At 72.6% G+C, this 13,211-nt stretch carries 12 protein-coding genes; 4 read left to right on the top strand and 8 right to left on the bottom strand.

What is annotated here, in order from left to right; all coding sequences use genetic code 11:
- Positions 1-194 precede the first annotated feature (194 nt).
- The gene (locus ABZU53_RS01565) at positions 195-1,160 is read right to left on the bottom strand and encodes an N-acetylmuramoyl-L-alanine amidase (RefSeq protein WP_355063203.1); all 966 of its coding nucleotides are present in this window, start codon (positions 1,158-1,160) and stop codon (positions 195-197) included.
- Positions 1,161-1,437: 277 nt separating this feature from the next.
- Positions 1,438-2,223: an aldo/keto reductase gene (locus ABZU53_RS01560; RefSeq protein WP_354863250.1), complete on the bottom strand. Its 786-nt coding sequence runs from the start codon at positions 2,221-2,223 to the stop codon at positions 1,438-1,440.
- A gap of 94 nt (positions 2,224-2,317) precedes the next feature.
- Between ABZU53_RS01560 and ABZU53_RS01555 the strand changes: the two genes are divergently transcribed.
- Together ABZU53_RS01555 and ABZU53_RS01550 are read left to right on the top strand one after the other, a co-directional pair.
- A complete protein-coding gene (locus ABZU53_RS01555; protein ID WP_354863249.1) occupies positions 2,318-3,367 on the top strand; it encodes a DNA polymerase ligase N-terminal domain-containing protein in 1,050 nt (349 codons plus the stop codon).
- A 14-nt stretch (positions 3,368-3,381) separates the two neighbouring features.
- Complete coding sequence (locus tag ABZU53_RS01550) at positions 3,382-4,572, top strand: threonine synthase (protein WP_355063201.1); 1,191 nt, start codon at positions 3,382-3,384, stop codon at positions 4,570-4,572.
- A gap of 39 nt (positions 4,573-4,611) precedes the next feature.
- Here the strand turns inward: ABZU53_RS01550 and ABZU53_RS01545 are convergent, their stop codons facing one another.
- The 4 genes from ABZU53_RS01545 to ABZU53_RS01530 form a co-directional block, all read right to left on the bottom strand.
- Entirely contained in the window at positions 4,612-5,988 is a 1,377-nt protein-coding gene (locus tag ABZU53_RS01545; RefSeq protein WP_355063199.1) for a pectate lyase, read from the bottom strand.
- 246 nt (positions 5,989-6,234) lie between these two features.
- On the bottom strand, positions 6,235-8,031 hold the full coding sequence (locus ABZU53_RS01540; RefSeq protein WP_355063197.1) for a glycoside hydrolase family 15 protein: 1,797 nt from the start codon (positions 8,029-8,031) through the stop codon (positions 6,235-6,237).
- A gap of 42 nt (positions 8,032-8,073) precedes the next feature.
- A complete protein-coding gene (locus ABZU53_RS01535) occupies positions 8,074-8,466 on the bottom strand; it encodes a cupin domain-containing protein (protein ID WP_354855826.1) in 393 nt (130 codons plus the stop codon).
- Between the two features lie 242 nt (positions 8,467-8,708).
- Entirely contained in the window at positions 8,709-9,602 is an 894-nt protein-coding gene (locus ABZU53_RS01530; RefSeq protein ID WP_355063195.1) for a sulfotransferase domain-containing protein, read from the bottom strand.
- A gap of 91 nt (positions 9,603-9,693) precedes the next feature.
- On the opposite strand from ABZU53_RS01530, the gene ABZU53_RS01525 reads away from it, so the two are divergent.
- A complete protein-coding gene (locus tag ABZU53_RS01525; protein WP_355063193.1) occupies positions 9,694-10,764 on the top strand; it encodes a hypothetical protein in 1,071 nt (356 codons plus the stop codon).
- A gap of 39 nt (positions 10,765-10,803) precedes the next feature.
- Here ABZU53_RS01525 and ABZU53_RS01520 read toward each other — a convergent pair whose 3' ends face one another.
- A complete protein-coding gene (locus ABZU53_RS01520) occupies positions 10,804-11,085 on the bottom strand; it encodes an adhesin (RefSeq protein WP_354855829.1) in 282 nt (93 codons plus the stop codon).
- Positions 11,086-11,280: 195 nt separating this feature from the next.
- Positions 11,281-12,354: an NAD(P)-binding domain-containing protein gene (locus ABZU53_RS01515; protein ID WP_355063191.1), complete on the bottom strand. Its 1,074-nt coding sequence runs from the start codon at positions 12,352-12,354 to the stop codon at positions 11,281-11,283.
- Between the two features lie 109 nt (positions 12,355-12,463).
- Between ABZU53_RS01515 and ABZU53_RS01510 the strand changes: the two genes are divergently transcribed.
- Entirely contained in the window at positions 12,464-13,195 is a 732-nt protein-coding gene (locus tag ABZU53_RS01510; RefSeq protein ID WP_354855831.1) for an aquaporin, read from the top strand.
- Positions 13,196-13,211 lie beyond the last annotated feature (16 nt).

The raw sequence follows: 13,211 nt of genomic DNA, 5'->3' as shown, positions 1-13,211 counted from the left end.
TCTCGCTCAACGCCCCCACCGCCACCCGCCCATAAAGTGTGGTGGGGGCGCCACAATGCGGTCGCGCCCCCACCACGCAGGAGATCCACTCGGGTTCCTTGAAGTCGGGGCATCCTCGCACGTGGGACACCCCGACTTCCGGGAAGTCGAGTCGATCAAGCCGAGGCGGGCGCGTCAAGGCGAGGCGAGAGAGGTCAGACGCGGGTGAGGCGTACGGCGTCGGCGATGACCAGGCCCGCCGCGTTGCTCCAGCGGCTCACCGCCACCCGGTTGGCGTCGCCTGCCGGCAGGGTGAACGTGCCGAGGACGCGCCACTGCCCGCCGGTCACCCGCTGGTCCACGTACACCGTCCGGTTGCCGGTGGTGGTGGCGACGATGTACGGGGTGGCGCTGTTGTAGCCGCTGTTCGTCGGCCACCAGGCCTCGACCCGGTAGGTGCCGGTCGCCGGCACGTTGAACCGGTACCAGGCCGGATCGCTGGCCGCGACCGGGTCGGCGTAGCGGTAGTCGGCGCCGTACCGCTGGCTGGAGAACGTCGACACACCCCAGTTGGCGCTGGCGGTGAACCGACCGGAGGTCGTGTTGTCCACCGTGGAGGACCACGCCGTTCCGCCGCCGGCCATCCTCGCGGCGACGTCGGCGCGCATCACGTTCAGGTCGATGAAGGACGGGTCGATCTTGCCGGTTGTGCTGGTCTCCCGGTGCCCGCGGGCGTAGCTGCTGTCCCGGCCGAGGCGGGTGAGCACGGCGGCGGTCGCGGCGATCGACGCGCTGTACTGCGCGGCGGTCATCTCCTGGTCGACGCCGTTGTAGTCGATCTCCCACCCGATCATCAGGGTGTTGCCGTCACCGGCGGGGATGGGTCCACTGCCACCGCTGACCCCGGCGTGGTTGCAGCGGCCGGCAGAGATGACGTGGAAGACGCCGTTGTAGTCGACGAGCGCCTGACAGAGCGGGCCGGCCAGATCGGAGCGGCCGTTGATGCAGATGCCGAGCGCGGGGTGCGGGTTGCTGGCGCTGGAGGTCGAGGCGGTGTGGTGCCAGAGCACCCCGATCGGGTCGAAGGAGCCGGGCCGCATCCGGTTGAGCCAGTCCCCCTCGACGACGACCTGGACCCCGGCGCCGCGCAGCACGTCCACGAGCCACCCGATCGTGGCCATCAGGAGTCCCGGAGCAGGTCGGCCAGGCACTCGGCCTTCGGCGCGGCGCTCGCCGGGGCGGGCCGGACCACGACGGTGAGGGCGGCGGCCACCAGCGCGGGGATGCCGAGCACCCCACGACGGCGCAGACGGACGGACGGGGATCGGGCTATGGCGGTCCTCCAGCGGCGACGGGTTCACACGCATCGACGAGCGTGATGACGGCACGCTATACCGTCATGAGCATCGATGTCGATACCCTTCACGGCCGGGCCGCGTCTTGAAGGAATCCGCCGATTCAGGCGTCGCCGAGCGCGTCGATGTCGCGCATCTCCTCCGCCGTCAACGAGAAGTGGAAGACGTCGAAGTTGGCGCTGATCCGCTCCGGGGTCACCGACTTCGGGATCACCACGATCTCGTGGTCGATGTGCCAGCGCAGCACCACCTGAGCCGGGGAGACGCCGTGCGCCGCGGCGATCCTGGTCAGCACCGGATCGCTGAGGTCGCTGTTCTTGAAGGGGCTGTACCCCTCCAGCACCACGCCCCGGTCCCGGTGCTCGGCGTGCCGCTGCCGGTCGTACAGCGCGGGGCTCCACCGGATCTGGTTGACCGCCGGGCTCTCCTCCGTCGACTGGATCAACTCGTCGATGTCGCCCGTGCTGTAGTTGCTGACCCCGACGGCACGGGTCAGGTTCTCGTCCCGGGCGGCCAGCAACTCCCGCCACATCGGGATGCTGGCACTGGCGGACGGCGGCCAGTGGATCAACCAGAGGTCCACCTGGTCGACGCCGAGCGCCTCCAGGCTGGCCTCCAACGTCTCGCGCTCCCGGCCCGTCCGGTCGGGCGGGAGCTTGGTGGTGATGAAGATGTCCTCGCGACGCAGCCCGCTCTCCTGGACCGCTCGGCCGACCTCCCGCTCGTTGCCGTACATGGTCGCGGTGTCGAGGTGCCGGTAGCCGGTGTCGAGCGCGGCCAGCACGGCGTCGTAGCCCGCCTGGCCGGTGGCCTGCCAGGTGCCGAAGCCGAGCAGGGGGATCCGCACGTCACCCGGGAGCAGGGCGGTGGGCTGATCGCTGAGGTCCATGAGGTCCGTTCTACCCCGCCGCGCCCCCGGACGCCGAGCGAACCGGACACTCCGGCGACCAGCGCATTGGCCCGGTTTGCCGGAGAATGCGGGTGTGACGGACCGGCTGGAGGAGTACCGACGCCGGCGGGACGCGGCCCGTACGCCCGAGCCGGTGCCGGAACGCGCCCCCACGGCGACCGGGCCCGACGAGGGCGCGGGCCGCTTCGTCATCCAGCAGCACCACGCCCGCAGCCTGCACTGGGACCTGCGACTGGAGCACGAGGGGGTGCTCGCGTCCTGGGCCGTGCCGCGCGGTCTGCCCCGCGATCCGGGCCGCAACCACCTCGCCGTGCACACCGAGGACCACCCGATGGAGTACCTCGACTTCTCCGGCGAGATCCCCGCCGGCGAGTACGGGGGCGGCCGGATGGTCATCCACGACCGGGGCACGTACCGCTGCGAGAAGTGGCGCGACGACGAGGTCATCGTGAGCCTCTCCGGTGACCGCACCGCCGGCCGCTACGCGCTGTTCGCCACCGGCGGCCGGGACTGGATGATCCGCCGTACCGATCCCGCGCCGCCGGGTTGGACGCCGATGCCCGAGCTGGTCCGCCCGATGCACGCCACGCCCGCCGCCCGGCTGCCCCGCGACCGCGCCGAATGGGGATACGAGTTGCGCTGGGACGGAGTCCGTGCGATGGCGTACGTCTCCGGCGGGCGGTTGCGGCTGCTCTCCGAGACCGACGAGGAGATCACCGGCGGTTACCCGTGGCTGCGCGCGATGGCCGAGGCGCTGGCGCCCACCGAGGCGGTGCTCGACGGCGTGCTCGTCCGCATCGACGGCTCGGGCCGGGTGCGTCCCGCCCGCCCGGCCAGCGGTGGCCGGGTCCCGGCCGGCGCCCAGTTCCTGCTCGTCGACCTGCTGTGGCTGGAGGGCGTGAGCAGCGTCAACGTCCCGTACGCGCAACGCCGGGAACTGCTCGATGGGCTGGCGTTGACCGGTACGCACTGGCAGACTCCGCCGTGGTTTCCCGGTGCCGGCGACGAGGCCCTGCGCACCGGGCGGGAGCAGGGGCTGCCGGGTGTGGTCGCCAAGCGGCTGGACTCGGCGTACGAGCCGGGCCGGCGCAGCCGACGGTGGCTGAGCATCGACGCGGCCTGACGGCGAGGAGCGACGTGTACCTGACCCATCTGGACTGCCCACGCTGCGGCCTGGAGTACGCCGCCGACAAGCTGCAGAACCTCTGCGAGTGCGGCTCGCCGCTGCTGGCCCGCTACGACCTGCCGGCGGTGGCGAAGGCGGTCACCCCGGAACGCTTCCCGCTGCGCCCGGCCGACCTCTGGCGGTACCGGGAGCTGCTGCCCGTCGCCGATCCCCGGCACGTCACCACGCTCGGTGAGGGCTGGACGCCGCTGCTGCGTGCCCCGTCGTACGGTGCCGAGATCGGCATCGCGGACCTGATGGTCAAGGACGAGGGGTTGATCCCGACCGGCTCGTTCAAGGCGCGCGGCGCCGCGGTCGGCGTGAGTCGGGCTCGCGAGTTGGGCGTCGAGCGGATCGCGATGCCCACCAACGGCAACGCCGGTTCGGCGTGGGCGACGTACGCGGCACGTGCCGGGATGGGCGCCACCATCGTGATGCCGCTGGCGGCGCCGACCATCTGCCGGCGCGAGTGCGTGGCCGCCGGAGCCGATCTGCGTCTGGTGGACGGGCTGATCAGCGACGCGGGCCGCCGGGTGGCCGAGTTGATCGCCGAGTCCGACGGGGCGATCTTCGACGCCGGCACGCTGCGCGAGCCCTACCGCCTGGAGGGCAAGAAGACGATGGGGTACGAGATCGTCGAGCAGCTCGGCTGGCAGGTGCCCGACGTGATCATCTATCCGACGGGTGGCGGGGTCGGCCTGATCGGCATCCACAAGGCGCTGCACGAGATGCGCGAGCTGGGCTGGGTCGGCGACAAGCTGCCCCGGCTGGTGGCGGTGCAGTCGACCGGCTGCGCGCCGATCGTGCGGGCCTTCGCCGCCGGTGAGTCCCGGGCCCAGCCGTGGGAGGACGCGCACACGGTGGCGTTCGGCATCACCGTGCCGTCCCCGTTGGGTGACGAGCTGATCCTGGCCGCGCTGCGGGCGTCCGCCGGCACCGCGGTCGCCGTCGACGACGCGGAGATCCTGGCCGACCTGCGGGACTTCGCCGCCCGCGAGGGTTTGCTGCTCTGCCCGGAGGGAGCGGCCTGCCTGACCGCGGCGCGGCAGCTACGCGCCGGTGGCTGGATCCGCGCCGGGGAACGGGTGGTGGTGCTCAACACCGGCGCGGGGCTGAAGTATCCGGAGACGGTCGACGTCTCCGGCGTACCCGTGCTGGCCTGAGCCGGCACCCCACCGAGGGTGGGGTGCCGGCGGCCGGGCCTACTGGTAGGTGATGTCGGACGGCGTGTAGAAGCAGTTGACGCCGTCGGCGCCCTCGCCGATCTTGGTCGGCTCGCTGCCCTTGGGTACGCCCTTGTACTTGACGCAGATCGAGGTCTCCCGGTCCGTGTCGCCGACGATGGTGATCCGGCTGAACCGGGCGGTGTCGCCCCAGTTGGTGTTGATGCCGGCGATCGCGTCGGTGTCCCGGACGACCACGTTGTCGATCACGACGTGCCGCTGGTACGACGTGGAGCAGTTGCCGCAGGCCCGGTAGAGCTTCCCGGCGTTCTCCACCCGGAAGTTCTTGATGTAGACGGTGCCCGGGCCGTTGTGCTGGAAGACCTTGTCGCTGGCGGACCGGGCGCCACCGCCGTCGACGGTGTACGTGCTGCCGCCGCGGAAGGTCGCGGCGTCCTCGCCCACGTCCTCCCACCAGACGTTGACGAGGGTGCAGTCGCCCTCGCAGTGCACGCCGTCGCCGGCCGGCGCACCGATGATCACGTTACGCAGGGTGGCGCCGGCGGCCAGCTCGAACATCGGGTCCTGGCTCTCGCTCTGCCCGCCGTCGCCGATGCCGTAGTAGCGCTTGAGCCCGCCGTCGAAGGTGCCGGTGACTCCGATCGTCGCGTCCACCTTCTGGCTGCTGGTGGGCGTCGGCCAACCCGCGGGCGGTGGGGTGGTCGGGCCCGACGTGGTGGGCGGCGGCGTGCTCGGCGGTGCGGTGGTCGCCGGTGGCGTGGTCGGGGTGCCGCCGCCGGACGAGTCGACCACCACGTCGTCGAAGCCACCGCTGGCGTACGCGGTGACCAGGCCGATCCGGCCCGCGCTGGCCAGGCTGTTGCTGCCGGAGGCGATCTGGGTGCCGTTGACGAAGCCGCGGATGGTGCTGCCGCTCGCCTCGATGCGCAGGGTGTACCAGGTGCCGGCGGCGACGCCGAGCGACGCGGAGCCGATCGCGGTGATGCTGCTGCCGTTGACGGCCTGCAACTCGGCCCGGCCGGAGCCGAGCAGGGCCAGTCGGTACATCTTGGTGCTGCTGGTGGACCGGGCGGCCAGGCCGACCAGGGCGCTGGACGAGCCGAAGCTCGCCGGCCGGACGCGGGCCTGTACGGAGTAGTCGGTCCAGCTGGTCTGACCGGCGAACTGCCGGGCCAGCTCGCTGCCGGCGTTCGACTGGTTGAGCACGCCCGAGCCGTCGACCGCCCAGGTGCCGCCGGACTTGGACCAGCCGGAGGCGTCGCCGTCGTTGAAGGTGTCGGTGAAGATGGTGGCCGCGAAGGCCGAGGTCATGCCGACGGTGAGCGCCGCCGCCGTCACGCCGGCGCCCACCGCCAGCACCAGTGGTCGTCGGCCGGGGTGTCGTCTCTTGTGCACGGTTGTCCTCCTTGACGCGTGTGGTGGCGATCCCTGGATCTGGCCGCGCGGGGACGTGCCGGCACGGCGCGCTGCCTCGAAAGCGGGGATCGGTGTGCCCCGTCGGATGCCCGGCTCCGACAGCGGGGTGAAGCGGGATGAAAGCCGTGGGAAAGGGCTTTCCCGTCTCTTCGAGGCTAGGACTGCGCACGCATCAGCGTCAATGGCTGGCGCTTGCAGGTCTGTTGCAGGATTCCGGCGGGCCGATCAGAAGCTGTTCGGCTCGGTCAGCCGCCAGGCCGCGTTGATGAGCCCGATGTGGGACAGCGCCTGCGGCGTGTTGCCGAGCTGCGCACCTGTGGTCAGGTCGATCTGCTCGCTGAACAGACCCACGTCGTTCGCGTGACCCACCACGCGCTCGAACAGCTCCTCGGCCCGACGCGTCTCACCCGCCATCACCAGGCACTCCACCAGCCAGAACGAGCACAGCAGGAACCCGGCCGGGTCGGTCGTCCACCGCCGGAGCAGCCCGTCGTCGGTGCCCAGCTCCCGCTCCACAATCGTGATGGTCGACCGCATCCGGGGATCGGTCGCCGGCAGGAAGTACGCCATCGGCAGAGTGAGCACCGAGGCGTCCAGCTCCGGCGACCCGAACGCACCGGTGAACGCCCCGATCCGGTCGTTCCAGCCCTCGCGCAGCACCGCCGCGCGGATCTCGTCCCGGACGCCGGCCCAGCGCCGTGGGTCGGCCCGTTCACCGAGCCGGTCGGCGAGCCCCACTGCCCGATCCATGGCCAGCCAGCAGGAGACCTTGGAGGAGAGGTAGTGCCGCTCCTCGTCCCGGGTCTCCCACATCCCCCGGTCCGGCAGGTGCCACGTCGCGGCCACCTGCTCGGTCAGCCCGAGCACCATCTCCCGCAGCTCCTCCTCGAATGGGGCGCCGAGGTAGTCGCGCAGCCTCCACACCGCCGACAGCACCTCACCCGGTACGTCGAGCTGCCGCTGCCGCCAGGCGTCGTTGCCGACCCGCACCGGGCGGCTGTCGCGGTATCCGCGCAGGTGGTCGCAGTGGTGCTCGGAGAGGTCACGTTCGCCCTCCAACCCGAAGAGGACCGGAACCGGTTCGTCGCCGAACCGGCCGATCGACCGGGCCGCCCAGGCGAACAACCGCGACGCCTCGTCCGGGCAGGCCGCCACCCAGAGCGCGCGCATGGTCAGTGAGAAGTCCCGCAACCAGGAGTAGCGGTAGTCGTAGTTGCGGTCGCCGCCGATCTGCTCCGGCAACGAGCTGGTCAGCGCCGCGGCCACCGCGCCGCTGCGGGCGTACGTCAGACCGGTCAGCACTGTCGCGCTGTGCCGGACCAGCTCGGGGTACCGGCCGTCGTACCGGTGCGTCTCCCGGTACGCCTCCCACGCCCGCGTCGTCTCGGCGAGGGCGACCAGCGGGTCCATCCGGGGCGGCGGGGCTCCGTACGCCTCTCCGAAGGCCACGTCCATCCCGATCACCTGACCGGCGGAGACCTCGAACTCCTCGGTGACCCGGTCCCGGCCCGCCCGCAGCGGCAGGTCGCCGGCGCGCAGCACCAGCACCACCGGGCCGGCGTCGGCCCGCACCCCGCCGCCCGGCTGCTCGTGCAGGTACGGGGTGAGCAGCCCATACTCCGGACGGGGCGCGAAGTCCAGCTCCATCCGGACCCGCCCGGACAGGCCCTCGACCACCCGGATGAGCACGGCTGGCGAGTTCATCCCCACATCGTGGGCGCGCGCGCCGGTCTCGGCGGCGAGCGCGTCGGTGACCGCCACGCTGCCCTGCGGCGTGTGGTGCACCCTGCGCAACACAAGCGTGTCCGGCCGGTACGAGCGCTCCACCCGAAAGCCGGGGCCACCGGCGCCGACCGGCGCCAACCGGAAGTGCCCGGCGCGCGGGTCGAGCAGCCGCCCGAAGACCGAGGCGCCGTCGAACCGGTGCGGGCACCACCAGTCGATCGAGCCGTCGATCCCCACCAGCGCGCCGGAACGGGAGTCCGAGAGGAACCCGTAGTCGGAGATCGCCGGCTGCGTCACCCGCCGCGCGTACCCGGATCGGCCCGGTTCAGGCCGCCGCCGTCACGACGTCGGAGGCTCGTCCTCGCCGGCTGCCTCGGCCTTGTCGGCCTCCTCCTTGGTGTGGTGCACGGCCTGGTCGGCGTGCTCCGGAGGGCCGTAGACGGTGTAGAGCACCAGCGGGTTCGGGCCGGTGTTGACGAAGTTGTGCTTCGTCCCGGACGGCACGACGACCAGGTCGCCCGCGACGACCTCCCGCTTCGCACCGGCGACCCGGGCCTCGCCCGTCCCGCTGACGAAGGTCAGGATCTGGTCGATCCCCTCGTGCACCTCCTCGCCGATCTCCCCGCCCGGCGGAATGGTCATGATCACCAGCTGGGTGTGCTCGCCGGTCCACAGCACCCGCCGGAAGTCCGGGCTCTTCTCGGCGACGGTCGCGATCGTGAAATGCTCCATGGCCCGCTCATACCCCGTTCGGTCGCGCGTCACGCCGGGACTGGCAGATGGTGGAATTCCCCACGGTCGGCAGGTTTGGATCCGCCCCGACCGGGGATCGACAACGCTGACCGGCGCGAGCGGCCGGTCGAGCCAGGTCCCCGCTGGCGTACCGCCGAACGGCTGCGGTGGTGGGAGACGGCCAGAGCGCGGCGACGTTCCGACCACGGTCGAGGCGGCGCCGCGCGCTCGTCTGCGCACCCTCAGGCGTCGCGGTGCAGCCAGGCGAGCAGGTCGGGCGGGGCCAGGGCCCTCGCCCGTTCCTCGTAGCGGGCCAGACCGGCCGCGTCCAGCAGGCTGCGCCCCTGCCCCGAGCCACCCTGACGGAAGAACGCCCGGCGGTCCCGCAGCACGCCCAGCAGGTCCGGGGCGAGCTGGTCGGCACGTTCCCGCATCCGGCCGAACGTGGCCGCCTCGACCAGCGCCGGCCAGCGCTCGGCGGACACCGGGACCCCCCACCGGTCGGCCAGCCGGCGCATCTGGGCACCCAGGTCGGCCTGGAGGTCGTCGTAGTGCACCAGCTCGACGTTCGGCTCGTGTCGGCGGGCCCAGGCGTCGCTCAGGTGCCAGAGAACCCCGGGCAGCGAGTCCAGCTCGGCGCGCGGGTCCACCTCGTGGTCGACCCAGCTCGGCAACCACTGCCGCACCGACGGACGGGCCTGGGGCGGTCCCGCCGGCACGGGCTGGCCGGTCAGCTCGGCCATCCGGACCCGGTTCAGGTTGGCGGACTGGTGATAGAGGGACACCGCCATGTCCAGCGGATGCCGCGCCACCACCACGTAGTGCACCCGAGGGTCGAGCGGCACCCCGTCCAGCGGGGTGTGCGTCTTGATGAACCGGCGGTGCGGTTGGGAGGCCAGCCGCTGGTACACCGCGTCGCGCGGCTCGCCCAGCCAGTCCAGCCAGGGCGACAGCTCGGGCAGCGGCGCCGGCAGCTCCGCGGCGCCGAGCACCAGCAGCGCGGAGATCATCTGCATCCAGGTGGTGCCGCTCTTGGACCGGGTGCTGATCACGATGTCGCCGTCGCGGAACGGGAACCCGACCCAGCGGGCGCTGTCCTCGTCCACGGAGCGGTAACGGTGGGGTGACGCGGACATCGGGCGAGCTTAGTCGCCGAAGCGACAGCCAGGCAGCAGATTTTCGGCCCGGATCGTGTGGACGCATGCGAATGCCTGACTAGATTGAAGTATGGTGCCCGCCCACGGGGGCCGGGCGGCGGAACCGGTCTACCGCCCCATCCTCGCCAGCCGCCGACGTGGTGAGCTGGAAGCGTTGAACCACCTCGACCCCGCGGTCGCCCCGCTGCTCGCCCCGATCCTGGAGGTCAGCGCCGTCGACCGCTCCACCAGGGACGCGCTGCGCCGCCTGCCGTCCGGCCTGCTGCCGGCCGTCGACGTCACCACCCTGCCCGACTCGGCCGACACGGAGCTGGCCCGGTGGGGCGTACCGCTGATGCCGGTCATCGGGCTCGCGGAGAGTGACCGGCGGCTGGTCGCGCACGGCACGGCGGCCCGGGCGTACGCACGGCGGGCGCTGGTCCGGCTGCGCGCCGCGCAGGACCGGGCGGGGCCGGACGCGGACACGACCGCCGTGGAGCGGATCTGGCGGCTCACCGGCCTCGCGCCGGAGGAGTGCGACCTGCTGGTGGACGCGGGCGACGTCTGCTGCCCGGCGGACGTGCGGGTGGCCGAGCCGCGGGTACGCCGGCTGCTGGACTGGGCCCGCCGCCACGCCTGGCGCTCGGCGACGGTGGCAGCCGGCGGTATGCCGCCGACGCTGTCCCGGCTGCCCACCGACGAGCCGGTCCGGCTGGAGCGCTGGGACTGGCAGCTCTGGCAGCGGCTGGCCGACGTCGGGGTGGACTACGGCGACTACGGCGTCGGTCCGGCGCGCTCCGACCCCGGCGACCCCGGCGACCGGACGCCCACCGTGCGGTACACCGCCGACGACGGCTGGTGGGTCTACCGCTGGTCGCGCCGTGGCGGCCGGGGCGACGACCGCTTCGCCGACCTGTGCCGCACGCTGGTGGCGGCGCCGCACTGGTCGAGCGCCGGAGCGGCGTTCTCCTGGGGCGACCACGAGTTGCTGCGCCGCGCCCGTCGGGGCGCCGGCGCCGGGTCGATCGCCAACTGGACGGCGTGGAGCACGTCGCACCACCTGGCGCACGTGCTCGCCACGTTGGTGCGACCGGACGACGCCGCAGGGCCCGGGCGGAACCCTCGGCCGGGCCCGCCGCAGCGAGGGCGATCGCTGCGGTGAGAACCGCCGTGAACGTGCTACCGCAGCCCGGTTTACCTGCTACTGCCGCTCGGTGAAACCGAACTGGATGATTCCCTCGTCGTCGACGGTGGCGTCCACCGAGGCGTCGCCGAGCAGCTCGGCGGCGTCCGGATCGAGGAAGATCCGGGCGCCCTGGTTGTCGACGACGTGGTCGCCCTGCTCCGGCTCGGGCACCAGTTCCACGGTGAGCGATCCGGCGTCTGCGTCGGCGGCGATCCGCACACCACCGTCCTCGGCCACGTCCTGCTGGTTGGCGAGGTCACGGATGACGAGCACGGCGTTGTCGGTCATGGTGAGCATTGGCGGAACTCCTCGTGGATTCTCGGCTCGCGGTCGGTTGTCGCGCAGACCGGACAGTTGGCCCGCGTACGAGCACGCGTGGGAGGCGACGGGAGGGACGGACGGTCATCGCCGTCGCATCGAATCGGGGCAGCTGACGGGCCCCGTCCCTGCCCACGGTGCCCGCTGCCGGGCGATCCGTCAAATAGAGCCGGATCAGTCGAGCACGGGGGCGGGGGCGAGCAACGAGCGGATCTCGTTGACTGCCGCGCGGCCCGCCCGGTTGGCGCCGATGGTGCTCGCCGAGGGGCCGTAGCCGATCAGGTGGACCCGGTCGTCGGCGACCACGCGGGTGCCGTCCATGACGATTCCGCCGCCCGTAGCGCGCAGCCCGAGCGGTGCCAGGTGGTCCAGCGCGGCGCGGAAACCGGTGCACCACAGGATGATGTCGGCGGGGACGAAACGCCCGTCGGCCCAGGCCACCCCGTCGGGTGTGATGCGGTCGAAGACGGGTAGCCGATCGAGCACACCACGCTCGCGCAGCCGGCGGATCTCGGGGGTGACCGGCAGCCCGGTCACACCCACGACGCTGCCCGGCGGGCGTCCGGCCCGTACCGCCGCGTCCACCCGGGCCACGGCGGCCCGGCCCAGCTCCGGGCCGAACTCGCCGTCGCTGAACTGCGGTGGCCGGCGGGTCACCCAGGTCGTGCTGGCCGCGACGGTCGAGATCTCCGCGAGGAGCTGCACCGCGGAGGTGCCGCCTCCGACCACCACCACCCGGCGGCCGGTGAACTCCGCCGGCCCCTGGTAGTCGGCGGTGTGCAGCTGTCGCCCGCCGAACGACGAGCGACCCGGGTAGTACGGCCAGAAGGGCCTGGTCCACGTGCCGGTCGCGTTGATCAGGGCCCGCGCGGTCCACCTGTCGTGGCCGGCGTCGACGTCGAGTCGGCCGTCCGGGCGGGAACGCACGGCACGGATCCGCACCGGCCGGCGGACCGGCAGGTCGAAGGCCCGCTCGTACGCGGCGAAGTAGGCGCTGACCGCTTCGGCGGCCGGGCGCTGGGGGTCGGCGGGAGGGAAGGGCATCCCGGGCAGGTCGTGGAAGCCGTGCACACGCTCCAGGCGCAGGGTCGGCCAGCGGTGCCGCCAGGCCCCACCCGGGCCGTCGTCACCATCGAGGACGACGAAGCCGTCGCCGGGAGCGAAACCGGTGCGGCGCAGGTGGTGAGCGGCGCTCAGGCCCGCCTGACCGGCGCCGATCACCACGACGTCGACGGAGTGGGTGTTCACGCGTTGTGTAACGCGATGTCCGGCTGCGCTGTGCCCACCGCGGGTCGTCGCCCTGCTCACAGCGCCGATTCCCCCATCGGTTCGCCCGAATTGTCCATACGCTGAGTGAATGGATGATGCCCGTCGCGCCGCTGCCGAGTTCCTCGGCACCCTGCTGCTGGTCTTCTTCGGCGTGGGCGCGGCCGTCGCCGCCCGGGTCCAGGGCGGCGTGGTGGTCGTCGCGCTGGCCTTCGGGTTCGTCATGCTGGCCCTCGTCTACACGATCGGCCCGCTCTCCGGCAGTCACGTCAACCCGGCGGTGACGCTCGGCGTGCTGCTGTCCGGCAAGATCTCGGTGATCGGCGCGGTGGCCTACTGGATCGCCCAGTTCGCCGGCGCGACAGTGGCCGGCTTCCTGCTCTGGGCGCTGACCCGCTGGGGTGACGTGGCGGACCAGACCGGGGCGCTCGGCTCGAACGGGTACGGCGCGCACATCAACCGGGGCGGCGCGGCCGTGCTGGAGATCGTGCTGACCTTCCTCTTCGTGCTGGTCATCCTGGTCGTGACGAGCCGCAGCGAGAACCCGGGCGTCGCGGGGCTGGCCATCGGCCTGGCCCTGGCGGCGACCCAACTGGTCGGCGTGACGCTGACCGGCGCCGCGGTCAACCCGGCCCGCGCCTTCGGTCCGGCCGTCTTCGAGGGCGGCACCGCGCTGCGCCAGCTCTGGGTGTTCATCGTCTTCCCGCTGCTCGGCGGGGCGCTCGCCGCGCTGGTGGCGCCGCTGGTGATGGGCGCGCAGCGGCACTACTGGGGCGGGCACGACAGGTCGGTCGGCCGACCGGGTAAACGCGAGCGGCAATAACCTTCGGCCGAGGCTC

Origin of the sequence: Micromonospora sp. NPDC005194 (assembly GCF_040608335.1) — a bacterium.
In the GTDB taxonomy this organism is placed as follows: Bacteria; Actinomycetota; Actinomycetes; order Mycobacteriales; family Micromonosporaceae; genus Micromonospora.
Note: the sequence above shows the minus strand (reverse complement) of the source record. Positions and strands in the feature narration are given on the sequence as shown.

Coding starts and splice junctions, on each gene's coding strand:
- ABZU53_RS01535 (WP_354855826.1), bottom strand. CDS start 8,466: ATGGAGCATTTCACGATCGCGACCGTCGCCGAGAAGAGCCCGGACTTC.
- ABZU53_RS01510 (WP_354855831.1), top strand. CDS start 12,464: ATGGATGATGCCCGTCGCGCCGCTGCCGAGTTCCTCGGCACCCTGCTG.
- ABZU53_RS01525 (WP_355063193.1), top strand. CDS start 9,694: ATGGTGCCCGCCCACGGGGGCCGGGCGGCGGAACCGGTCTACCGCCCC.
- ABZU53_RS01565 (WP_355063203.1), bottom strand. CDS start 1,160: ATGGCCACGATCGGGTGGCTCGTGGACGTGCTGCGCGGCGCCGGGGTC.
- ABZU53_RS01520 (WP_354855829.1), bottom strand. CDS start 11,085: ATGCTCACCATGACCGACAACGCCGTGCTCGTCATCCGTGACCTCGCC.
- ABZU53_RS01530 (WP_355063195.1), bottom strand. CDS start 9,602: ATGTCCGCGTCACCCCACCGTTACCGCTCCGTGGACGAGGACAGCGCC.
- ABZU53_RS01560 (WP_354863250.1), bottom strand. CDS start 2,223: ATGGACCTCAGCGATCAGCCCACCGCCCTGCTCCCGGGTGACGTGCGG.